The sequence below is a fragment of the uncultured Maribacter sp. genome (genome assembly GCF_963974015.1).
Lineage (GTDB): Bacteria > Bacteroidota > Bacteroidia > Flavobacteriales > Flavobacteriaceae > Maribacter.
Genome location: NZ_CAXBBZ010000005.1, coordinates 24,493 through 47,098, shown reverse-complemented (window position 1 = coordinate 47,098; position 22,606 = coordinate 24,493). Strand labels below are relative to the sequence as shown.

At 34.7% G+C, this 22,606-nt stretch carries 19 protein-coding genes; 14 read left to right on the top strand and 5 right to left on the bottom strand.

Annotation, left to right across the window (positions count from 1 at the left end; translation table 11 throughout):
• The first annotated feature begins 49 nt into the window (after nt 1–49).
• The 4 genes from mreC to rodA are packed head-to-tail and all read left to right on the top strand — an operon-like array spanning nt 50 to nt 4,511.
• Nucleotides 50–874, top strand: coding sequence for a rod shape-determining protein MreC (gene mreC / locus AACZ41_RS09810; RefSeq protein WP_339628253.1), 825 nt, complete (start codon nt 50–52; stop codon nt 872–874).
• A complete protein-coding gene (gene mreD / locus AACZ41_RS09805; RefSeq protein WP_339628252.1) occupies nt 864–1,373 on the top strand; it encodes a rod shape-determining protein MreD in 510 nt (169 codons plus the stop codon). The genes mreC and mreD overlap by 11 nt, the downstream gene beginning before the upstream one ends.
• Nucleotides 1,370–3,238, top strand: a complete 1,869-nt coding sequence (gene mrdA, locus AACZ41_RS09800) for a penicillin-binding protein 2 (RefSeq protein ID WP_339628251.1) — start codon at nt 1,370–1,372, stop codon at nt 3,236–3,238. The genes mreD and mrdA overlap by 4 nt, the downstream gene beginning before the upstream one ends.
• Nucleotides 3,228–4,511: a rod shape-determining protein RodA gene (gene rodA, locus AACZ41_RS09795; protein WP_339628250.1), complete on the top strand. Its 1,284-nt coding sequence runs from the start codon at nt 3,228–3,230 to the stop codon at nt 4,509–4,511. Before mrdA ends, rodA begins: the two co-directional genes overlap by 11 nt.
• Here the strand turns inward: rodA and AACZ41_RS09790 are convergent.
• The gene (locus AACZ41_RS09790) at nt 4,508–5,320 is read right to left on the bottom strand and encodes a DNA/RNA non-specific endonuclease (protein WP_339628249.1); all 813 of its coding nucleotides are present in this window, start codon (nt 5,318–5,320) and stop codon (nt 4,508–4,510) included. The genes rodA and AACZ41_RS09790 overlap by 4 nt on opposite strands.
• Nucleotides 5,321–5,410: 90 nt before the next feature.
• Between AACZ41_RS09790 and msrB the strand changes: the two genes are divergently transcribed.
• The 3 genes from msrB to AACZ41_RS09775 all read left to right on the top strand — a co-directional run bounded on the left by msrB (nt 5,411) and on the right by AACZ41_RS09775 (nt 6,946).
• Nucleotides 5,411–5,869 (top strand): peptide-methionine (R)-S-oxide reductase MsrB, encoded by a 459-nt coding sequence (gene msrB, locus AACZ41_RS09785; RefSeq protein ID WP_339628402.1) that lies wholly within the window; start codon nt 5,411–5,413, stop codon nt 5,867–5,869.
• On the top strand, nt 5,862–6,404 hold the full coding sequence (gene msrA / locus AACZ41_RS09780; protein ID WP_339628247.1) for a peptide-methionine (S)-S-oxide reductase MsrA: 543 nt from the start codon (nt 5,862–5,864) through the stop codon (nt 6,402–6,404). The genes msrB and msrA overlap by 8 nt, the downstream gene beginning before the upstream one ends.
• 305 nt (nt 6,405–6,709) lie before the next feature.
• Nucleotides 6,710–6,946, top strand: coding sequence for a hypothetical protein (locus AACZ41_RS09775; RefSeq protein ID WP_339628246.1), 237 nt, complete (start codon nt 6,710–6,712; stop codon nt 6,944–6,946).
• 55 nt (nt 6,947–7,001) lie between these two features.
• Here the strand turns inward: AACZ41_RS09775 and AACZ41_RS09770 are convergent, their stop codons facing one another.
• Nucleotides 7,002–9,191 (bottom strand): carboxy terminal-processing peptidase, encoded by a 2,190-nt coding sequence (locus AACZ41_RS09770; RefSeq protein WP_339628245.1) that lies wholly within the window; start codon nt 9,189–9,191, stop codon nt 7,002–7,004.
• Between the two features lie 189 nt (nt 9,192–9,380).
• Here AACZ41_RS09770 and surE point away from each other — a divergent pair, with 189 nt between their 5' ends.
• From surE to AACZ41_RS09745, 5 genes are all read left to right on the top strand, one after another.
• The gene (surE, locus tag AACZ41_RS09765) at nt 9,381–10,154 is read left to right on the top strand and encodes a 5'/3'-nucleotidase SurE (RefSeq protein WP_339628244.1); all 774 of its coding nucleotides are present in this window, start codon (nt 9,381–9,383) and stop codon (nt 10,152–10,154) included.
• Between the two features lie 35 nt (nt 10,155–10,189).
• A complete protein-coding gene (locus AACZ41_RS09760) occupies nt 10,190–10,474 on the top strand; it encodes a hypothetical protein (RefSeq protein ID WP_339628243.1) in 285 nt (94 codons plus the stop codon).
• Nucleotide 10,475: 1 nt separating this feature from the next.
• Nucleotides 10,476–11,597 carry a lipid-A-disaccharide synthase gene (gene lpxB / locus AACZ41_RS09755; RefSeq protein WP_339628242.1) on the top strand — a complete coding sequence of 374 codons (1,122 nt, stop codon included), beginning with the start codon at nt 10,476–10,478 and terminating at the stop codon, nt 11,595–11,597.
• 68 nt (nt 11,598–11,665) lie between these two features.
• A complete protein-coding gene (locus AACZ41_RS09750) occupies nt 11,666–12,232 on the top strand; it encodes a C40 family peptidase (RefSeq protein ID WP_339628241.1) in 567 nt (188 codons plus the stop codon).
• 1 nt (nt 12,233) lies between these two features.
• Nucleotides 12,234–14,249 carry a ComEC/Rec2 family competence protein gene (locus AACZ41_RS09745; protein WP_339628240.1) on the top strand — a complete coding sequence of 672 codons (2,016 nt, stop codon included), beginning with the start codon at nt 12,234–12,236 and terminating at the stop codon, nt 14,247–14,249.
• Between the two features lie 7 nt (nt 14,250–14,256).
• Here AACZ41_RS09745 and AACZ41_RS09740 read toward each other — a convergent pair whose 3' ends face one another.
• Together AACZ41_RS09740 and AACZ41_RS09735 are read right to left on the bottom strand one after the other, a co-directional pair.
• Nucleotides 14,257–15,789: an oligopeptide:H+ symporter gene (locus tag AACZ41_RS09740; RefSeq protein WP_339628239.1), complete on the bottom strand. Its 1,533-nt coding sequence runs from the start codon at nt 15,787–15,789 to the stop codon at nt 14,257–14,259.
• A 17-nt stretch (nt 15,790–15,806) separates the two neighbouring features.
• Complete coding sequence (locus tag AACZ41_RS09735) at nt 15,807–17,972, bottom strand: S9 family peptidase (protein WP_339628238.1); 2,166 nt, start codon at nt 17,970–17,972, stop codon at nt 15,807–15,809.
• A 209-nt stretch (nt 17,973–18,181) separates the two neighbouring features.
• Between AACZ41_RS09735 and AACZ41_RS09730 the strand changes: the two genes are divergently transcribed.
• Together AACZ41_RS09730 and AACZ41_RS09725 are read left to right on the top strand one after the other, a co-directional pair.
• On the top strand, nt 18,182–19,498 hold the full coding sequence (locus AACZ41_RS09730; protein WP_339628237.1) for a hydroxymethylglutaryl-CoA reductase, degradative: 1,317 nt from the start codon (nt 18,182–18,184) through the stop codon (nt 19,496–19,498).
• A gap of 10 nt (nt 19,499–19,508) precedes the next feature.
• Nucleotides 19,509–20,420 carry a GYDIA family GHMP kinase gene (locus AACZ41_RS09725; protein ID WP_339628236.1) on the top strand — a complete coding sequence of 304 codons (912 nt, stop codon included), beginning with the start codon at nt 19,509–19,511 and terminating at the stop codon, nt 20,418–20,420.
• Nucleotides 20,421–20,472: 52 nt separating this feature from the next.
• Here AACZ41_RS09725 and AACZ41_RS09720 read toward each other — a convergent pair whose 3' ends face one another.
• Nucleotides 20,473–22,590, bottom strand: coding sequence for a peptidylprolyl isomerase (locus AACZ41_RS09720; protein WP_339628235.1), 2,118 nt, complete (start codon nt 22,588–22,590; stop codon nt 20,473–20,475).
• Between the last annotated feature and the right edge of the window lie 16 nt (nt 22,591–22,606).

The following is a 22,606-nucleotide window of genomic DNA, read 5'->3' as shown; positions in this document are numbered from 1 at the left end:
AAGTCATTTTGATTGGCTTATTTATATGATTTTAAAAATTTAGGGGTGAATGCAGCAGATCATAAATTTTCTAATTAGGTATAAAACCTTTCTTCTATACCTATTTCTGTTATTAATATCCTTCATTTTTACATTTCAATCACATTCATACCATCAGTCTAAATTTTTAAATTCTTCAAATTATATAACAGGAAGCATATATTCATTTTCTGATAATATTACATCGTACTTCAATCTAAGAGAAGAAAACAATAGACTAGTAGAAGAAAATAAAAAGCTAAGGGATAAGCTATTTAATAACATACAACTTTTTGGTATATCGATTGACACCGCTTCTGTTGACTATGAAGTAATAAGAGGTCGCGTAATTAACAACAGTTATGATGACCAGCGTAATTATATTACCATTAATAAAGGTCAAAATGATAGTATCGCACAAGATATGGGCGTGATTACGGATAAGGGAATCTTGGGAATTGTCGAAAACACATCAGCTAATTATTCTACAGTACAAAGTATCTTAAGCGAGAAATCAAATATCAATGCTAAAATAAAAAATTCCAATCACTTTGGTTCTTTAGTATGGGAAAACACCACAGATTACAATGTGGTTCAACTCATTGATATACCTAGATTAGTGCCGCTTACTATTGGTGACACCATTGTTACGGGAGCCATGAGTAGCATCTTTCCAGAGAATATTCCTATTGGCACAATTAAAAGATTTGATTTAGACAATTCAAAAAGTTTCTATTTTATAGATGTAGAATTATTTAACGACATGACCAATATTGGTAATGTGTACATCATTAGAAATTTAAACCGTAAAGAAGTTTTAGAACTAGAAGCAGAAACAGAAGCTAATGATCAATAGTACTTCATTTTTAATAGTGCTCCGATTTATTTTATTGGTTCTAGTGCAGGTACTAGTATTTAATAATTTGAATTTCTTCGGTTATATAAATCCGCTGGTTTATATTCTGTTTTTATATTGGTACCCAATCAAGCAAAATAGAACTACTTTTATGGTTCTATGTTTTCTCTTAGGACTTTGCGTAGATATATTTTCTGACACATTGGCCATAAACGCAGCGGCGACAGTTACGATAGCTTATTTAAGACCAACCATTATGCGTTTTGTTTTTGGCGTCAACTATGAATTTCAAAGTTTTAAGTTAAACAACAGTACTAAGGCACAACAATTTACATTTTTAGCGTTATTGATTATAATACATCACTTGGTATACTTTACGTTAGAAATTTTCAGCTTCACAAATAGCTTGTTAATTTTACAAAAGACCGTTACAGTTGGTATCGCCACATTGATATTATGCATATTGTTCAGCACATTATTCAGCAGTAAAAAAGAATGAGAAAAATTCTTTTATCATCTATTATCATAATTATCGCAATTACTTTTTTGGGAAGGCTATCCTATTTGCAAATTTTTAGCTTTTCTACCGATCAGGTTTTAGAAGACCCTGCCATCAAAGCTATTTATGATTACCCCGAACGCGGTTATATTTATGACAGAAACGGTAAACTTTTAGTTGGGAATGATCCCGCTTACGATGTAATGGTAATTCCTAGAGAAGTAAAACCATTAGATACTCTAGAATTTTGTGGCTTATTAGGGATTGATAAAGAAAAATTTATAGAGAAACTTAGAAAAGCAAGGGTTTATTCCCCAAGACTTCCTTCTGTTTTAGTACCTCAACTCTCTAAGCAAGATTATGCCAAGCTACAGGAGAAGATGCGTAAGTACAAAGGCTTTTACATTCAAAAAAGGTCTTTACGTTATTATGACACCCCTAGCGCAGCTAATGTTCTCGGATATATTAGCGAAGTAAACGAAGGAGACCTTGCCGTGAATAAATATTATGTTCAAGGTGAACTTAAAGGGCGAACCGGGGTAGAACGATATTACGAAGATTTGCTTAGAGGTAGAAAAGGTGTACAGTACATTCAAAAAGACAGATTCAATAGAGACATCGGCCCATATAAAAATGGCACTATTGACACTTTACCTAAACAAGGAAAACAAATTAGTATCACTATAGACAAAACATTACAAGAATATGGTGAACTACTAATGCATGGTAAAAGGGGTGGCATAGTCGCCTTAGAGCCTGCTACAGGTGAAATTCTCTCTATGATTTCAGGGCCTACATACGAGCCTGCACTTTTAGTTGGCAGAGAACGTTCAAAAAATTACACCAAATTATATAATGATACAATTGCCAACCCTACTTGGGATCGCTCAATACATGCTCAACAACCACCTGGATCACCTTTCAAAACCCTTAATGCACTTATAGCATTACAAGAAGGAGTAATGGATGAATCAAGCACTATTCAATGTTTTCATGGGTTTTATGTTGGAAAGACAAAAAGAGGTTGTCACTGTGGTGGTGGCATGCGAGATATGAATAAAGGTATTTACATGTCATGTAACGCATATTTTGCAGGTACTTTTCGTAAAATATTTGAAAAATTCGAAACTACAGACGAAGCCATGGACGTTTGGGAAAAGCACATGCGCAGCTTTGGCTTAGGCGATTATTTGGGCTATGATTTACCATTCGGGCAAAAAGGTCGAATTCCTAATAAGGAATATTATGACAAATGGTATGGAGATAATAGATGGAGCTCTTCATACATTATATCGAATTCTATTGGTCAGGGCGAAATACTAGCTACTCCTGTTCAATTAGCGAACATGACTGCAGCTATCGCCAACAGAGGGTATTATTTTACTCCACATATCTTAAAAAAAATCGAAGGAAAGGATATTACCGAACCTAAATTTACTGAAGCTAAACATACCACTATAGACCCAAAGTACTTTGAACCAGTTGTAAGGGGTATGGCCGATGTGTACACAAAAGGCACTGCTAAATGGTTACAGATTCCTGGTATCGAAATTGCCGGAAAAACAGGTACTGCTGAAAATTTCACCAAAATAGATGGTGTTCGAACGCAACTAACAGACCACTCTGTTTTCGTGGCCTTTGCACCGGTAGATAACCCAAAAATAGCTATTGCCGTATATATCGAAAATGGATATTTTGGCTCTAGATATGCTGGCCATATCGCTTCACTTATGGTTGAAAAATATTTAAAAGGAGAGATTACTAGAAAGGACCTCGAAAAAAGAATGCTTGAAAAAACGTTAGAAGCAGAATATGCAAAACCCTACAGTGGGGAGGAGTTTAAAATAAACGAGCGTGTCTGGTAGAAGTATTCTTAAACGTATAGATTGGCTAAGTGTATTCATCTATTTCGCACTTGTTTTCATTGGATGGATTAATATTTACTCCAGTACATTTACTAACGAACACAGTTCCATTTTTGATTTCGGCACCCTATATGGTAAACAACTGTTTTTCATTGGAGTTAGCCTGGTTACCATTATTATCATACTTGCTCTAGAAGTTAACTTTTACGAAAGATTCTCAAGCCTACTCTACATAATTTCGATGATCTCTCTATTGGGCCTGTTTGTATTTGGTAAAACGATAGCTGGTGCAACCTCATGGTACGACCTAGGATTTTTTAACTTACAACCCTCTGAATTAGCAAAAGTAGCAACAGCATTGGCCCTTGCTAAATATTTAAGCGACATACAAACCGATATTAAACGAAGGAAAGACCAACTTTATTCTTTACTGATCTTACTAATACCTGCCTTACTAATAATTCCGCAACCGGATCCTGGTAGTGCCCTCGTATTTTTTGCACTCATTTTTGTCATATTTAGAGAAGGTCTTCCCCTATTCTATTTGGCAATCGTTGTAAGTCTTATTCTAATATTCATCATCACCTTAATGTTCGGTACCATTTGGCTTATTATAGGCTTGGCATTACTAGTTATTCTATTATTTGGCTTTAAACGAAAATCACTTAAAATTCCGGCTATACCCTTAACTTTAATTAGCGTAGCAGTTATTCTCTTTTCTTTATCTGTAAATTTTGTTTATAATAATGTTTTTGAACAACGCCACAGAGATCGTTTTGGATTATGGTTACGACTAGAAAAAGACCCGAATAAATTAGAGCAGATTAGAAAATCAATAGGTTACAACACCTATCAATCTGAAAAAGCAATCGAATCTGGTGGATTCTTTGGAAAAGGATTTTTGGAAGGTACACGTACCAAGGGTGATTTCGTACCTGAACAACATACGGATTATATCTTTAGTACCGTTGGTGAAGAATGGGGATTCTTTGGAACTGCCACTGTCATAATTCTATTCTCGGTTCTATTTTTACGTCTCATTTCTCTCGCCGAACGACAGAAAAATGCTTTTGCCCGAATGTATGGCTACGGGGTAATATCTATACTCTTAATTCATTACTTCATAAACATTGGAATGGTAATAGGTATTCTACCCACTATTGGCATTCCGCTACCCTTTTTTAGTTACGGTGGATCCGGATTATTGTTCTTTACAATTTTGCTCTTTATCTTCCTAAGACTTGATACGAATAGATTAAAAGAGAGTTTCTAGAATTTCCATCCGGTTATGTTGTTACTACTTTCGAAAGTACTTTGTTTATTTTCAGGTAATTCAGTAAAAAAATCTATTCCAGTTATTTTTTCTATGTCATCAACAGATACTACAAAATTTCGAAGTGGCATAAACTGAGGTTTGTTCGGCATTAGAAAGGCAATTGAATAAATTTTATCACCTTTTCTACGTGCAATAATCTTATAAAATGAATCTGGCACATCTACGTCTTCTTGACCTATCTCTTCTAATCCACTTTCCAACACTCCTCCAGTATACACATACAAAGTTCCATACTTCTTGGCCCAACGTCTAGTTTGCTGCTCTAAATCGTTCCAAATGCCAGCATTAAACTCGCTATCTTGCGGACTTATGTTACTTGTATAGAAAGTCTCATTATATGCCTGCAAAGAGAACCTTCGATCTCCCGCAGGTACCAAATGGCCACGGTCATAACCCGAGCCTTTGTAATTTCTATAATCAGCAGATTTAGTTGAGACAAAGGGATCCTCTATAAAATATGGGCGTTTTCTATCATCATAGGTAAGGTGTTTTTTATCAAGCATATATGCTACCCATTCTGCCTGTTCAAAGGGCTCATTATAGGATAATGAAAAATATGAATGGTCAACAATTACGCCGGTAGTTGAAGAAGGTAAAAGTTCTTTTGGAAATTCATTGGCACTCGAACTTTCATCATTATTTGAATAAGTAGCTGGCGTATAAAAATTTTCGAAGAACCAAAAACCTACTAAGCAAACAAGAATTAAAACACTATAAACACTTCCATTTCTTCTACGGTATGCCATACGCCAAAATTACCGTAATTTTGTAGGATATATAGGAATTTCTCGACCAATAAACCGAGTGTTAAAAGTATAAACGAAAGAAAAATTATGATGCTAACTTGGAAAGATGTGATTCATTTTTCAGTGAATGGTAACCCAAAACCTGATAAGCGAGTTGAAAAGACCGAACAGGAATGGAAAGAAATTTTAACGCCCGAACAGTTTAGAATAGCTCGTAAAAAAGGAACGGAAGCCCCGCATTCCGGTGCACTATGTAGTGTTCACGAAGCGGGTAAATATGAATGTATATGTTGTGGCACATCTTTGTTCGATTCAACTATTAAGTTTGAATCTGGTACTGGATGGCCAAGTTTCACCCAACCTATTAAAGAGAACGCTATTAAATACCATAAAGATGTTTCTTTTGGAATGGTACGTGTAGAAGTAATGTGCAATGCTTGTGATGCCCATTTAGGTCATGTATTCCCAGACGGACCTGAACCTAGTGGGTTACGCTATTGCATTAACTCTGAATCCATGCAATTAGAAAAGGAGGAATCTCATGGCTAATACTAATTTAGAAATCGCTACTGTTGGCGGTGGATGTTTTTGGTGTACCGAAGCGGTCTTTCAAGAAGTGAAAGGTATTCAAAAAGTTGTTTCTGGTTATACCGGCGGCAATGCACCTGGCAGACCAACATATAGGGAAATTTGTTCTGGACTTACCGGGCATGCCGAAGTAGTACAGGTTACTTTTGACCCCGCAATCATTTCTTATGAAGATATCCTCCTTATTTTCATGACAACACATGACCCTACTACTTTAAACCGACAAGGTGCCGATGCAGGTACACAGTATCGTTCTGTTATATATTATCATAATGATATTCAAGAGAGAAAGGCTAAGATGATATTAAAAGAAATGTCAGCTATCTATGAAAAACCAATTGTCACTGAATTAAGCCCTCTCGGAGTTTTTTATGATGCTGAAGAACAGCATCAAGATTATTACAAGAATAATTCTGAACAGGGTTATTGTCAGGTAGTAATCAGCCCTAAATTGGCGAAACTTAGAAAGTTACATGCCGATAAGCTTTTAAATTAAGTTTCATTTTTTATTTAAAAGAATAAAAATATCGATTCGATCACAGCTACTTTCCATTCACCTATAGAATTTATTGAATTCATAGGTGAATGTATTTTTATGGGGCAATAATTAAAACCAAAAATTATGATTTCACAAAAAAAATATATTACATAGTATTAGGCCTTTTCACCACAGCTGTATTAGGGTCAATATTGAATACATTCATAAACTGCGAAGCAGTTTCATTGACCTTTTTGAAACTAGGCTAGCCTATTTACTTAATTCAATTATTAGGTCTATTTCAAATAATCGGATTATCATTAATGTGGTTTAATAAATCTCATTGGTCACTTGAATGGGCATTTGCCGGTTTCTTTATGAATTATTCTTTAGGTGCTATTTCACATTTAGTTATACAAGATGGTAATGGTGCATCTGCCGTTATTTGTATTATTCTTTTATTCATTACCTATATTCAAAGTAAAAAAGTAAGAGACTCAAGTAATTTTTTAGCCCAATTCGGGAAAACAAAATACATTTATAAAGAAAATAAAGCATAAAAAAAACCGCTGTACTATTTACAGCGGTTTTTTTTATGCTCAAATAACTGTTTAATTAATTCTTTACGCTAGCGAGTTTACCCTGCTTAATATTATTGATTTTCAAATCTTCTAATACGTTTACCGCCTCTTCAACATAAACATCTTTCGCTAAATTTTTATGCCACCTGTTTCTCTTTTCACGTAATACCGAATCTTTAGTAAACAATTGCTCTTCATAGCCTAACGATTTAAAGGTAAGCTTAGAATCATAATCTGTTAACCTTTTAAAGTAATCAGATTGTTCTTTATCCTTTTCTTTTTCTTCCTTATAGGTATCAAAATTAAGAGAGATTTCAGTTTCATCTTGCTCAGCTTTTAACCACTTGGCATTTTCTTCAATCAATTTAATTTGCTGACTTGTTTGCATTCTTTTCTCACTATCGGCAATTGTCTTCTCATAGTTAATATACCCATCCCAAGGCTTGTAATCGGCTGGCGAAATCTTATCCCATCCTAAAGGATTAGATTGATCTCTTTCACCCAAATCGATATAACTATATCTGTCCGGAACTACAATATCACTTTTTACACCTTCTAATTGTGTTGAACCTCCATTAATTCTATAAAATTTCTGAGTAGTAATTTTAATCGCACCTAAATCTCCATGCTCGTTACTACGTAACATATTATTTAATGGTATAACATTTTGCACCGTTCCTTTACCAAAAGTTTGCTTGCTACCTATAACAATGGCTCTTTTATAATCTTGCATAGCAGCCGCTAAAATTTCAGAAGCTGATGCAGATAATTCGTTCACTAAAATTACCAGTGGACCGTCCCATTGAATTCTTTCATCCTTATCATCATATACATCTTTACCCTTATCCTTAGATTGAACCTGAACAATTGGCCCATCTTTTATGAAAAGTCCTGCCATTTCGACAACAGTTTTCAATGATCCACCACCATTATCACGTAAATCTAAAATAAGACCTTCAACACCCTCATCTTTTAATCGCTCTACTTCTTTAGCGACATCAGTAGCTGCGTTTCTTTCACTATAATCATTGAAATCAACGTAGAACTTAGGTAGATTAATAATTCCGAATTTCTCTTGATCTCTAATAATGGTGGCAGATTTAGCATAAGATTCTTCAAGTTCAACCACATCTCTGGTTAATGAAACTACATCTAAGGAACCATCTACTTTTCTAACAGTTAAATCTACAATGGTACCTTGTGCACCTTTTATCAATTTGATGGCATCGTCTAAACGCATACCTACAATATTAATCGGCTCTTGACCGTTTTGACCAACTTTAATAATTTCATCACCAACTTCTAGTCGTTGATCTCTCCAAACAGGACCACCAGAAATAATCTCTACAATTTTTGCTCCTTCAGACTTCTTTTGAAGTCTTGCTCCAATACCTTCGAATTTACCTGACATACTAGTGTCAAATTTTTCTTTTTCTTCTGGTGCAAAATAAAATGTGTGTGGGTCAAATTCGTCTACAATAGTATTAATATATTGCACGAACCAATCTTTACGTTCCAAATCATTAACAAAATCGAAAAACTCATCTAATGTAGTTTCGGTAGATTTTCTCGATTCTATTTCAGCTTCTTGAGGAGTGTGAGCACTATGATCATGATCATCATCTAATTTCACATTACTTAATTCCGTAACCGTTTCGCCATTTTCATGCTTTTTGGTTGCGACCACTTCTTTCTCCATATGAACAATCTTAGAATCATATGTTCCTAAAGTGGCATACTTCAATTGCTTTCTCCATCGCTCTTTAAGCTCATCTCTATTAGCCGCAAACGGTTCTTCATCATATTTGATACTGATACTTTCGTTTTCAGAATAATCAAAAGGAGTTGCTAAAACTTCCTTATATATGTCCTTCGCATCAGCCATACGTTGCATTAATCTTTCATAAACAACATTAAAGAAAGTGATATCCGTATTTTTAATTTCGTCATCAATTTGATATTTATACTTTTCAAATTCGGCAATATCAGATGCTACAAAATATCTTTTTGTTGGGTCGATTACATCAATAAAATCTTCGAATACATTTATCGAAAATTCATCATTTAATACTTTTGGCTCGTAATGTCCTTTTTCTAATACATAAGTAATCAAATCTAATAACAATTTATCTTTGTCATCGTTTTCAAAAGTCTTATTTGTAAAACTGCACGAAGCAACAGCAACGAGCATTAAAAGCAGTACATAAGCTAAATTTCTCTTCATAAAATTATCTTTTACCTTCTTCTTCAATATCTCTTAATTTAGTGATTCTTTGTAGCGATAAAGCTACATAAATGTCTAAGATAAAGAAAAAACCATGCCAATTATGGAGCTAGGAATTAATTTTTTGTTAAACGACGCTTCGGCCATATCACTTATAAAAACGTATTTTTACTGTAGAAAGTATATGCTATGGGAAAACCATTGATCTTAGTTACCAATGACGACGGAATTACTGCCCCAGGGCTGCGTATGCTAGTTTCAATAATGAAAACAATAGGCGAAGTTGTAGTTGTTGCTCCCGACAGTCCGCAATCCGGTATGGGCCATGCCATAACTTTAGACAGCACGCTATATTCAAAAAAACTAACTATCGATCTAGACAGTGAAGGTATTGATGAATATAGCTGTAGTGGCACACCTGCAGACTGTGTTAAATTAGCATTACAAGAACTACTGGCTAAAAAACCAGACATTTGCGTAAGCGGCATAAATCACGGTTCTAATTCATCTATAAATGTCATTTATTCAGGTACCATGAGTGCGGCGATAGAGGCTGGTATTGAAGGTATACCCGCCATCGGCTTTTCGCTTTGCGATTACACTTGGGAAGCTGATTTTTCGCAAGCACAAAATTTCATTTTCACTATTGTAACCGAGGCATTAAAGAATGGTATCCCTAAAGGCACTGTATTAAACGTCAACATTCCTAAACTAAAGAAAAATAAGATAAAAGGTATTAAAATCTGTAGACAAGCAAAGGCAAATTGGAAAGAGAAATTCGATAAACGCACCAACCCAATGGGTAAGGATTATTACTGGTTAACAGGTGAATTCGAATTACTGGATAAAGGTGAAGATACCGATGAATGGGCATTAGCAAATGGCTACATCTCTGTTGTGCCAACTCATTTCGATTTAACCGCCCATCATGTAATTTCAGAACTGAATACCTGGAAACTATAATACATAACTTTAATTTTTAAGTTCAAAATTTTTACATGAACACGAAAAAAGAAATTCTAATAGGACTCGTAGTAGGCATTATAGCCAACACCATAGGCACGTTGCTCTATATACTCATTTTTTCAGATTTAAGTATCTCTGAAACATATAAAGCTGCAGTTGCACAAGAGCATGTTGGCAGCCTTTTAGCCTTAGGAGCTGTTTTAAACCTAATCGCTTTCTTCGGATTTTTACGAATAAAAAGAGACAATAGAGCAAAAGGAGTATTGTTGGCAACCATATTAACCGCTTTTATAATTCTTTACTACAAAGTCTTTTAAAATGAAGTATTATATAATTGCTGGAGAAGCGTCGGGTGACTTACATGGATCGAATTTAATAAAAGCATTAAAAGACCAAGATAAGAATGCGGATATACGATGTTGGGGCGGCGACCTAATGAAACAAGCTGGCGGAAGTTTGGTTAAACACTACAAAGAATTAGCCTTTATGGGTTTTTTAGAAGTGGTTTTAAATCTGAACGCTATTTTTAAAAATATAAAATTCTGTAAACAGGATATTGCATTCTTTCAACCTGACGCTATTATATTCATTGATTATTCTGGGTTTAATTTAAGAATCTCAAAATGGGCCAAAGAGCATAATTTTCTTACAAATTATTATATCTCTCCTCAAATATGGGCATCACGAGAAGGTAGAATCGAGAAAATAAAAGCTACGATAGACCACATGTATGTTATTCTTCCTTTCGAAAAGGAGTTTTATGAAACGAAACATAATTTTCCTGTCAATTTTGTAGGCCACCCATTACTTGATGCGATATCGAACAGATCCGAATTAAATGAAGCTACATTTCGGTCGACCAATAATATAGATTCAAACAAACCAATTATTGCACTTTTACCAGGTAGTCGCAAGCAAGAAGTTCAAAAAATGCTATCGTTGATGCTTTCGTTAACCAGTGATTTTTCGGAGTATGAATTTGTAATCGCCGGTGCACCTAGTTTAGACAAAGAATTTTATGCTTCTTTTCTGAAAGATGCCAATGTTAAGTTTATTCAAAATAAAACTTATGATTTACTTTCCGTTTCAACCGCGGCATTAGTTACTAGTGGTACGGCAACTTTAGAAACAGCCTTATTTAAAGTACCGCAAGTAGTTTGCTATAAAGCCAATTGGGTCTCTTATCAAATAGCGAAACGCATTATTACTTTAGAATATATTTCTTTGGTTAATTTAATAATGCAGAAAGAGGTTGTAAAAGAATTGATACAAGATGATTTTACAAAGCAGAATTTAAAAAAGGAAATAACTTCAATTCTTGATGGAAAGGCAAGGGCTAAACAATTAGCTGCCTACGATGAACTTATAACCAAATTGGGTGGTTCTGGAGCAAGTGCAATAGCCGCTTCATTAATCATTGAAAATACCAAAAACAATTAGGATTCTTATTTTTATAAAATAATTCTATAATTTTGAAGTTCACATACTAAAGGGTACACCTTATATTTATGCGTATACTACCATACTTTCTTATAGTCTGTTTTTTAACGAGTTGTGGCTCAAGCAAAAAAACAAGTAGTTCTGATAAGGAACGAAAAATTTCAGTGGCCGCTGCTAACAATGCGCGAACTGGCTATGTTGCCGAAACAAAAACACCGACAGAACCTAGAATAGTTACAAACCACAACATAAATAAAGCCGACCAAATTATTAACACTGCACTTTCATTCTCTGGTGTTCGTTATAAATTTGGTGGAACTACCACAAAAGGCATGGACTGCTCTGGCTTATTGTACGTGTCTTTTGGAGAACATGATGTTCAACTACCAAGAACTTCTTTTCATATGGCCGAAGAAGGCCATCGGGTTACTGTTAAAAATGTAGAAAAAGGAGATCTTTTGTTTTTCAAAACAAGTAGAGGTTCTAAACGAATTAACCACGTCGGTATGGTCGTCGGAACCGATAATGATGAAATAACCTTTATACATGCATCTACGTCGCGAGGCGTAACTGTTTCTTCTTTGAGAGATGGATTCTGGAACCAAGCCTTTGTAAAGGCAACAAGAATTTTATAGCATGAAGCTTTTAGCGTTTATTCCTATAAAATTAACGCTATTACTCATCCTCGGAATTTTAATAGGTTACTTTTTCTTTTTCAATCCGGTTCATCTTCTTATTGGTACGATTTCCCTTTTTATTTTACTTTCCGCAGTATTTATATTAGAAAGGAAAACTAACACAAAACTATTTGGCTTTATTGCTGCCATAGCTTTCATTTCGCTAGGCATCTACTCTTACACATCTGCACAACCACAAAATCGCGCTAACCATTACACTAAGATAACCTCTAAAGAAGATGGCGCTTGGACTTTAAAAATTAATGAAGTACTAAAACCTAATCACTATTTACACCGCTATTTGGCATCGGTCACGAGTATTGGTGATAAAAATGTATCTGGAACTCTTTTAATTACGACACCTAAAGATTCTACTAATACCTTATTACAAGTTGATGATGAATTCTTGACCTTTGCTAATATTCAATTAATCAACGAGCCTTTAAATCCGCATCAGTTTAACTATAAAAAATATTTAGAAAAATTAGGAGTTTATCATCAGGTAAATATTAGTTCAAGACAATTTATAAAAGTAGAAAAACCAAAAACAACATTAATCGGAATTGCTGCAAAAGCTAGAAATCACATTATTAATAAACTTAAAAAAGAGAATTTCGGTACTGATGAACTTGGAGTTATTCAGGCTTTATTGTTAGGTCAGCGCTCTGATATTTCAGAGGAAACTTATACCAATTACCAAAAAGCAGGCGCTGTACACATATTAGCCGTTTCAGGCCTCCATATGGGTATTCTATTGCTTTTAATTCAATTCTTGCTAAGGCCGTTGAAACATATTCCAAAGGGCAGAACAATCATTTTAATACTATCTGTTCTATTTATATGGGGCTTCGCTTTTCTTGCGGGTTTATCCGCTAGTATTATTCGCGCAGCCACAATGTTCACATTCGTAGCCTATGCCTTATACTTAAACAGGCCTAGCAACTCCTTTAATATACTGGCCTTATCGATATTATTCATTCTTCTTTTCATTAACCCTAATTTATTATTTCAGGTTGGCTTTCAAATGAGCTATGCGGCCGTATTCGCTATCCTATGGATTTTTCCTTTGCTCAAAAAATTGTGGTTCCCAAAGAATAAAATCGTAAGATATTTTTGGCAACTTCTCTGTGTAAGTATAGCTGCTCAATTGGGCGTATTGCCAATAAGTCTTTATTATTTTCATCAATTTCCAGGGTTATTCTTTATTTCCAATTTAATAATAGTTCCTGGTTTAGGTATTATTTTAGGTATGGGTATCTTAGTGATTTTGCTTTCATTACAAAATTGGCTTCCCACGCAACTTGCATGGTTTTACAATGAAATAATAAACGTAATGAACAATTTAATAGGATGGATTGCGAAACAAGAAAGTTTTATTTTCAGTTCTATATCGTTTGATTTTGGGCAACTTATTTTGTCTATTACAACGATTGTTTTGTTTATTAAAGCCTGCACCCTTTTCACCTACAAACGTATCGCTTTATTTTTAATCAGTTTACTTTGCTTTCAAAGCTATACTTATTTTCAAAAACTTGAAGCTTCCAAAACAACGGAAGCAATAGTTCTACACCAAACCAAAAACAGTATCTTATTCAATAGAAGTGGCAGGCACTTATCTATTTTATCGAATTCTGAGGAAATGGCTAACAATCTGATTTTAGATTATCAGACAGCTGAACGAATAAAATCGATTCGCTTTGACTCATTGAAGAATAGCTACTCATTAGAAAATGGAACATTACTGGTTTTGGATAGTACAGGTATTTATTCTAAAATTGAATCAATTGATAAAATTCTATTGACCCAATCACCAAAAATTAATCTCGAGAGATTAATAGACAGCATCAAACCAAAAGAAATCATTGCTGATGGTAGTAATTACAGAAGCTATATCGACCGTTGGAGATTGACTTGTCTAAAAAATAAAATCCCTTTTCACTATACTGGTGAAAAGGGAGCTTATTATTTTGAGTAAATATATATTAATGAACGTTGCCCATTAATTTTTTTATTAATGGTGATGCCAATAGCACCAAGACACCTGCAGCTATAGAATATTTTGCAATTAAATCAAAACCATCAGTGTACACCATTAAGGTATCAAAACCACCAATGTTTTTATCCGTACTTTCTATGGCTAATTGCTTACCAATAAAGCCTACCACTTGAAAAGCAAATGCAGACGACAAGAACCATACACCCATCATAAATGCTACAATACGTTTTGGTGACAGATCCGTAATTTTAGAAAGACCTACTGGAGACATAAATAACTCGCCTATTGAAAGTAAGAAGTACATCAATAGTAAATAGCCAAATGGAACTAGACCATTGTCATTTGCACTTGCACCACTCAATGCCAATACGTAAAAACTGATACCTGCGAACAACAGTCCGAATCCAAATTTATATGGTGTTCTTGGATTGTTATTTTTCTTGCTTAAATACGTCCACATCATTGAAATTGGGATAGCTAAAATGATAATGAACATTGAGTTTAAAGAATTTGTTTGAGAAGCAGACATGATGGTCAACTCTACATTTCTTGCCGCAAAAAGCGTGATCACACTACCGGACAACTCATGAAATCCCCAGAAAATCGTCATAAAGAAAGTAATCAATATTGCTACAAATAATTTCTTTCGCTCATCTAATGTTGCCTTGTACATTATGCTTCCTAAATAAATAAGGATAGATACACCTATTAATTTAAAAATCACATTTACGATATTTTGGTCTCCAAAAAATGTTCCTTCTGCCCCTAAAGATTTGTACGCAGAAAGTAGAAACGCAATTAATGGCGCAGATAAAACTGCCAGTACCGGGATTAAAATGCCTTGCTTTATCCCCATTATTTTTTTATCCATTACTTCTGTATTCGGAGGAAGTCCTTTATCTCCAAATACATTTTTTCTGATACCACTCCAGAATACGATTAGTCCTGTCAACATACCTATACCCGCCAGGGCAAAACCATAGTGCCAGCCATATTTATAAGCCAACCAACCACATAATAATGGTGCTATCCATCCACCGATATTAATTCCCATATAGAATATGGTAAATCCCGAATCCTTTTTAGGATCTCCGTATGGATATAAGGTTCCTACGAAGGTGGATATATTAGGTTTGAAAAATCCGTTACCTACAATTATCATTGCCAATGCCAAGAAAAATGCTATATCATTCTCAATAGCTAATACGAAATGACCGATAGCCATTAAAATTCCGCCTAAGAAAATAGAATTACGCATACCTAAAATCTTATCGGAAATTTGACCCCCAATAACAGTAGACGCATATACTAAAGACCCATATGATGCATAAACTGCCGCTGTAGCAAAATCACGCTCAACTAGTTTTTCAAAAATTACATTCACCATGTACAGCGTAAGTAACGCTCGCATGCCATAGAAGCTAAAGCGTTCCCATAGTTCTGCAAAAAATAAATAAAATAATCCTATCGGGTGCCCAAATAATTGTTTTTGGTCTGAAAATTCATTGCTTTCAGTCATAATTTAGTTTGTTTGATTTAAAGATTTTCTTTTATGAAATTGGTCATTTTAGTAAACAAATGAATTCTGGTATTACCACCAGAAATACCATGGTTTTTATCTGGATAGATTCCCCAATCGAATTGCTTGTTTGCCTGAATCAAAGCTTCTATCATACGCATAGAATTTTGAACATGTACATTATCGTCACCTGAACCATGAATCAACAAATAATTACCTTTTAACAATTCAGGATAATTAAATGGAGAATTATCATCATAACCACTTGGGTTTTCAGCTGGTGTACGCATAAAACGCTCCGTGTAAATTGTATCATAAAAACGCCATGAAGTCACTGGTGCCACTGCAATAGCGGTTTCAAAAACATCGTTACCTTTAAGAAGGCAGTTTGTTGACATATGACCGCCAAAACTCCATCCCCAAATTCCCGTTCGTTCTTCATCAATATACGCTAACTCGCTTAATTTTTTTGCTACTGCAATTTGATCTTCCGTTTCATATTTCACCAGATTCATATACGTAACCTTCTTAAAATCATTACCTTTAAAACCAGTTCCCCGACCATCAACACAGGCAATGATATATCCTTCAGATACCAACATTTGATGCCAATAATCATTTGAACCCATCCAGCTATTCGATACATTCTGTGAACCCGGACCGCTATATTGATACATTAACAAAGGGTATTTCTTTGATGGGTCAAAATCTTTCGGCTTAATCATATACATATTAAGATCATTGCCATTAATGGAAATTGTAGAGAATTCTTTTGGACTCAGGTCATAGCCATTTAACCTTTGTAATAACTGACTATTATCTTTAATATCTTTTACCTTCTTTCCATTTATAGCTTGATGCAACGTATACATCGGAGGTATTTCCGCACTGGAATAGGTATTTATAAAATAAGTGAAGTCTGTACTGAACGAAGCATTGTTCGTTCCTTTGGTTACTGCCAATGCTTTCTTGTCATCGCCGCCACTACTAATATTATAAACTCCACGGTTTATAGAACCATTTTCGGTAGATTGATAGTAAATCTTATCTTCATTCTGATCATACCCATAATAATTTGTCACTTCCCATTCCCCTTTGGTTATTTGGTTCATCAATTTACCATCTTCATTGTACAAGTAAATATGATTCCATCCATCTTTTTCGCTTGACCAGATAAAACTATCATCCTCTAAAAAAGTTAAATTGTCTGTAATATCTACGTAGGCATCATCTTTCTCTTCTAATAAGATTGAAGCTTTTTCAGTTTTAGCATTAACCGAATACATGGTTAAATGATTTTGATGTCTGTTCAAAGTCTGCACACTCAACATATCTTTATTATTCTTCCACTTAATTCGAGGCACATAATAAGCATCGTTTAAGTCCACCGAAGCTATTTTGCCACTGGCTACATCTAAAAGATGTAAAGTCACCAATGAATTGTTCTCTCCTGCCTTTGGGTATTTAAAAACATGTGGCTGTTGGTATAATCCTGTGCCATATACATCCATAGAAAATTCTGGAACATTGGTTTCATCAAAACGAAGAAAAGCTATTTTGCTTCCATCAGCATTCCATTCAAAAGCACGAACAAATGCAAATTCTTCTTCATAGACCCAATCGGTAACGCCATTTATTATTTTATTCCTTACTCCGTCCGTGGTAACTTGTATGGTTTTACCAGTTGCAATATTAAATAGGTAAATATTATTATCATTAACGTATGCAACTTGCTTTCCGTCTGGTGAAAGCGTTGGCTCTTGTATTTTAGTATTGCTTATTCGTACTGCCTTTTTAGAGTCTACATCATACACATAAAAAATACCTAAAGTAGATCGTCTGAATATAGGTTCTACCTCAGTTGATAATAATATCTTTTTTTCATCGGCACTAAAACTGTATGCTGAAAAATAAGGAATGTCATTTAAATCTGCAGATGATACTATTGTAGAAACCTTGTTTAAAGTTTTATAGTCATATTTATCGATCATTGTAGATCGATTCATTCTATCCATATTAAGAACCGTATACTGTTTTCCATTATTCATTGAGCGCAAAGCATCCATTCCTTCGGTTCCAAAAGCACCTTGATATATATCCGTTACTTCAATTTGTTTCTCTTGTGCCCAAGTAAATAAGTTGAAAGCAATTACAATCAATATAAATAAGTGTGTTTTTCGCATAAAACTTAGAATTTTGTTAAATCTCTCAAGTTTACCACTATTTCCTCAAAAAAACACAATTTGCATGTAAAAAGAAACTGCTTTTAACGCAATGATCAACATATAAAGGTTCGTGCCAATATGCTTATATTTACTCCCATAAAAAATACAAGGCCTTTTAAATAAATGCCGTATAGTTATATCAACCTTTAGAAGAAAGTTATACCTAAATGACTGAGCCGATTAGTGGTTTTTCCAAACTTACGAAAGAAGAGAAAATAGATTGGGTAACCTCGCATTACACACAAAACAAAGAACAATCAATAAAAATCCTGCAAACCTATTGGAACCAGAATTCGAATATTCAGCAGTTGCATGATGAATTTATAGAAAATACCCTCACTAATTTATACCTGCCATTAGGTATTGCTCCAAATTTTTTAATTAACGGCAACCTCTACGCTATACCTATGGCGATTGAAGAAAGTTCTGTTATTGCGGCAGCAAGCAAATCATCTAAGTTTTGGCTAAAAAGAGGTGGGTTCAAAACTGAAGTTTTGGGTACGGAAAAAGTAGGTCAAGTACACTTTTTATTTAAAGGAAGTTTTGAAAAGCTTAGTAGTTTTTTCACTTATTTAAAACCGAAATTATTTAGTGAAAGCGCTTCACTTACTACTAGTATGGAAAAAAGAGGTGGTGGTATCAGTGATATTGTTTTAAAAAATAAGACAGCTGAGCTGAAAAACTATTATCAACTACATGCTACCTTTCAGACAAAGAATGCCATGGGGGCAAACTTCATAAATAGTTGTTTAGAGCAATTTGCGGCAACTTTGAAAAAAGAATCTATTTCTTACAATGGTTTTTCTGAAGAGGAAAAGAATGTTGAAATAATCATGAGTATTTTGTCTAACTATGTTCCTAATTGTACTGTACGCGCTCAAGTTAGCTGCCCTGTAGAAGAGCTAAAATTAAGTTCAGACTTATCTCCCCAACATACGGCAGAAAAAATAATACAAGCCATTAAAATAGCCCAGATTGAACCTTACCGCGCGGTTACACATAACAAGGGTATTATGAACGGAATCGATGCTGTGGTTTTGGCGACCGGTAATGACTTTAGGGCCGTGGAGGCTGGTGTTCACGCCTATGCATGCAGAAATGGCCAATATAGCAGTCTAACACATGCTGAAATTGACAATGGCATTTTTAAATTTTGGATAGAACTACCCCTGGCATTAGGAACAGTCGGCGGACTAACCAACCTACACCCACTGGTTAAGTTAAATTTAGAAATACTTCAAAATCCTTCAGCAGAAGAACTCATGCAAATTATTGCGGTTGCAGGGCTTGCCCAGAATTTTGCAGCAGTTAGTTCATTGGTAACAACAGGAATCCAAAAAGGTCATATGAAAATGCACCTATTAAACATCTTAAATCAACTTGGAGCATCCGACATTGAAAAAGGGAAGTTAGTTATACATTTCAAAACGAATACCATTACCCATCACGAAGTTGAACTACAACTGAATGCACTAAGGAACTAAGTATTTCGAAATGATGAAGGAACTCTATAGCAACGGAAAATTACTATTGACTGCAGAGTACGCCATTTTAGATGGCGCTAAAGGTTTAGCCTTACCTACCAAATTCGGACAGTCTTTAAAGTTAGAAACATCAAACTCAGAAGCACTCTTATGGAAAAGTTTAGATTATAATGGTTCTATCTGGTTTAGCGCTCAATTCTCTAAAATTGATATAAAAACCATTCATACTTCAGATGCTGATATTTCTCAAAGATTAGCACAAATTTTATTGCAAGCAAAACAATTAAATCCTGATTTTTTATCAAGAAAAACCGATTATAATTCAATAGAAGCAATACTTACTTTTCCTAGAGACTGGGGCCTTGGCTCTTCATCTACCTTAATCGCTAATATCGCACAATGGGCAAATGTAAACCCTTATCAATTATTAGCAGCAACCTTTGGTGGAAGTGGTTATGATATTGCTTGTGCTCTACACAATACCCCTATTCTATACCAAAGAAATAAGTATAAGCCATCAGTAAGTGAAGTTCCTTTTCACCCCAACTTTTCTGACCAACTCTACTTTGTTTATCTCAACCAAAAGAAAAATAGTCGTGAAGCTATTAACAGTTACAGAAATTTAGATTTTGATAAAACTGCTTTAATCTCAAAAATCGATACTATTACAGACAAAATTTCGACATGTCAAGATTTAAAAGAATTTGCTGCGCTCTTAAATAAACATGAAGCAATTTTATCGGAAACTCTAAAAATACCTACTGTAAAAGAAACCCTATTTTCAAATTACCCGGGTACTATTAAAAGTTTAGGAGCATGGGGAGGCGACTTTGTTTTGGTTACAGGAACAGCATCTGAAATGACTTACTTTAGAAATAAAGGTTATTCAATTATTCTGCCCTACAAAGAAATGATTCTATAAAAAAAGAGCACCCAAAATGGATGCTCTTTTTTATTAATATTATAGTATTCTACTAGTAAAAAGTAGCTCTCTTATCTTCAATTTTCGCAGCGTCCTTTAACGCGTTATATACTGAAGTATTCACACGACTTGCAGCACTAGTCTTTAATTGATTTGCGTAAACACTGTAATTATCCAGTTTTGGAGCTTCTGTCCTCTTAACGATTTCGATTTTGAAAATTCCGGTATTCCCTTCAATCAATCCTGATGTCGCTCCTTCAGCCATACCGTAAGCTGTACCTACAACAACTGGCTCGCTACCTGCACCAGGAATAGTTGGTGACTTCACCGTAAGTGCTGAGGCATTAGAAATAGAAACGCTATTATCTGAAGCAATAGTACTCATGTCCTTCCCTTTATTGGCTGCAATAATTTTGGCTGCCTTACGCTCTTTTCTAATTATAGGTAAAACTAATACAGACGCATCTTCTGCGCTCATAACACCTTCTGCATAACTACCTGTCAATTGAACGACCGCGTAGCCATTGTTGATATTGAAACGTTTAACATCGCCAACTTCAGTATCTCCATTGAAAGCCCACTGAACAATATTTCTCTGATTAGTTAAACCAGGAAGGTTTTCATCCAAAGCTTTTATTTTATTCACAGGTCGTACAACAAATTCCTCTTTTTTAGCTATTGCCGAAAAAGTACTTTCATCATCAGTAGTTTCCATTTCAAATTTTGTCGCCTCTGTAAACAATGTGTTTATTGTCTGTTCGGATGCAACAATTTCTCTAGCAATAGTAGCTATCTGAACCACATCTTCCTTATCATCAACTTTAATTATATGGAATCCGAAATCAGTTTCTACTAAACCGATAGTACCTACATTATTATTAAATGCAAAATCATTGAATTCAGGAACCATAACTCCTCTTTGGAAATACCCTAAATCACCACCTTGTGGTGCCGAAGGACCATCTGAATTATCTCTTGCCAATTCAGAAAATACAACTCCAGATTTTTTTGCTTCCTTAAGTAATTCTTTAGCTTTTGCTTCTGCCTCTTCTTTAGTTCTTGTTACATCAGGATTAGCTCTAGTTGCACCTGTGTATGCTAAAAGGATATGACTTGCTTTTACAGATCCATTTGGCTTTCTTGCAATCATTTTTGACATCTTATAAGAACCACCGTCTTTATAAGGACCATAAATTTGACCTATATTCAAGCTCATTAAAGTATCTGCAACACTAGCAGGTAAATCTTTCTTAGCCTTATAAATAGTATCAAACTTCGTATCTGAGTTTCTGTCTAAAAATGCCGATACATCTTTAGTGTTTCTGAAACCTCTTATAGTATCGTTACGATCTGTCTGAGAGTTATACTCTATAGTGTCATCTAAAAGTTTTGTAATAGCAACTTTGATCTCATTTTCATCTGCTTCAGATGGCTTTTCTTCAAAGTACACATATTGTAAATCTCTAGCTGGGTCTTGCTTATATTCGTCTTTATGATCATTAACATAATCAGCAATCTCACTTTTAGTTACCGTTATTGTACTATCTGGAATTGAAGAGTAAGGTATTCTTACATATTTAATATCCATTTTCTCGTTTGCCAACTTATAATCTAGCTCACCTTCTTTTAAAGTTGCACCAACACCAGCCTTTACCATATTAAAGTAAGTCTGTTCTTTAGCCAATTGAATGATTTCGTTCTCCGTTTGCAACCAAGCTTCATATTGTGCTGGGTTATTAACTTTCCAATCAGCTACTGTTTGCTTAAAGATATTAGGATCGAACTGACCATTTTGGTTTTGAAACTCAGGATTTTGTGCATATCCTGTAGAACGTAGAAAGTCAACAATCTGATCTTGCTCAATACCGATACCTAAATCTTCGAATTGCTCTCCTAAAACATTCTTTCTAATTGTGTTCTCCCAAACTTGGTTAACAACCTGCATAGATGAAGCAGTTGGACCAACTCTTCTTGACGCCGTCTCTACCTCTTGTCTAAACTCATCTATGGATATATCCTCACCATTAATTTCCGCAATGGACGAACCTACTTTTTCACCTCCAAAATTGCTACTGGTAAAAACACCAGAAATAACAAATGCAAAAAGCGCTAAACCTATAATCAAGATCAACACTGTTGTACGTTTCCTTATATTTTCTAATACTGCCATTCTAATTAACGTTTAA

What these genes read in the sequence shown, in the direction of transcription:
- AACZ41_RS09770 (WP_339628245.1), bottom strand. Translation starts at nt 9,191, where the DNA reads ATGAAGAGAAATTTAGCTTATGTACTGCTTTTAATGCTCGTTGCTGTT.
- msrB (WP_339628402.1), top strand. Translation starts at nt 5,411, where the DNA reads ATGCTAACTTGGAAAGATGTGATTCATTTTTCAGTGAATGGTAACCCA.
- AACZ41_RS09790 (WP_339628249.1), bottom strand. Translation starts at nt 5,320, where the DNA reads ATGGCATACCGTAGAAGAAATGGAAGTGTTTATAGTGTTTTAATTCTT.
- mreC (WP_339628253.1), top strand. Translation starts at nt 50, where the DNA reads ATGCAGCAGATCATAAATTTTCTAATTAGGTATAAAACCTTTCTTCTA.
- AACZ41_RS09740 (WP_339628239.1), bottom strand. Translation starts at nt 15,789, where the DNA reads ATGACTGAAAGCAATGAATTTTCAGACCAAAAACAATTATTTGGGCAC.
- AACZ41_RS09760 (WP_339628243.1), top strand. Translation starts at nt 10,190, where the DNA reads ATGAACACGAAAAAAGAAATTCTAATAGGACTCGTAGTAGGCATTATA.
- AACZ41_RS09745 (WP_339628240.1), top strand. Translation starts at nt 12,234, where the DNA reads ATGAAGCTTTTAGCGTTTATTCCTATAAAATTAACGCTATTACTCATC.
- lpxB (WP_339628242.1), top strand. Translation starts at nt 10,476, where the DNA reads ATGAAGTATTATATAATTGCTGGAGAAGCGTCGGGTGACTTACATGGA.
- AACZ41_RS09735 (WP_339628238.1), bottom strand. Translation starts at nt 17,972, where the DNA reads ATGCGAAAAACACACTTATTTATATTGATTGTAATTGCTTTCAACTTA.
- AACZ41_RS09750 (WP_339628241.1), top strand. Translation starts at nt 11,666, where the DNA reads ATGCGTATACTACCATACTTTCTTATAGTCTGTTTTTTAACGAGTTGT.
- AACZ41_RS09730 (WP_339628237.1), top strand. Translation starts at nt 18,182, where the DNA reads ATGACTGAGCCGATTAGTGGTTTTTCCAAACTTACGAAAGAAGAGAAA.
- AACZ41_RS09720 (WP_339628235.1), bottom strand. Translation starts at nt 22,590, where the DNA reads ATGGCAGTATTAGAAAATATAAGGAAACGTACAACAGTGTTGATCTTG.
- mreD (WP_339628252.1), top strand. Translation starts at nt 864, where the DNA reads ATGATCAATAGTACTTCATTTTTAATAGTGCTCCGATTTATTTTATTG.
- mrdA (WP_339628251.1), top strand. Translation starts at nt 1,370, where the DNA reads ATGAGAAAAATTCTTTTATCATCTATTATCATAATTATCGCAATTACT.
- AACZ41_RS09725 (WP_339628236.1), top strand. Translation starts at nt 19,509, where the DNA reads ATGATGAAGGAACTCTATAGCAACGGAAAATTACTATTGACTGCAGAG.
- msrA (WP_339628247.1), top strand. Translation starts at nt 5,862, where the DNA reads ATGGCTAATACTAATTTAGAAATCGCTACTGTTGGCGGTGGATGTTTT.
- surE (WP_339628244.1), top strand. Translation starts at nt 9,381, where the DNA reads ATGGGAAAACCATTGATCTTAGTTACCAATGACGACGGAATTACTGCC.
- AACZ41_RS09775 (WP_339628246.1), top strand. Translation starts at nt 6,710, where the DNA reads ATGTGGTTTAATAAATCTCATTGGTCACTTGAATGGGCATTTGCCGGT.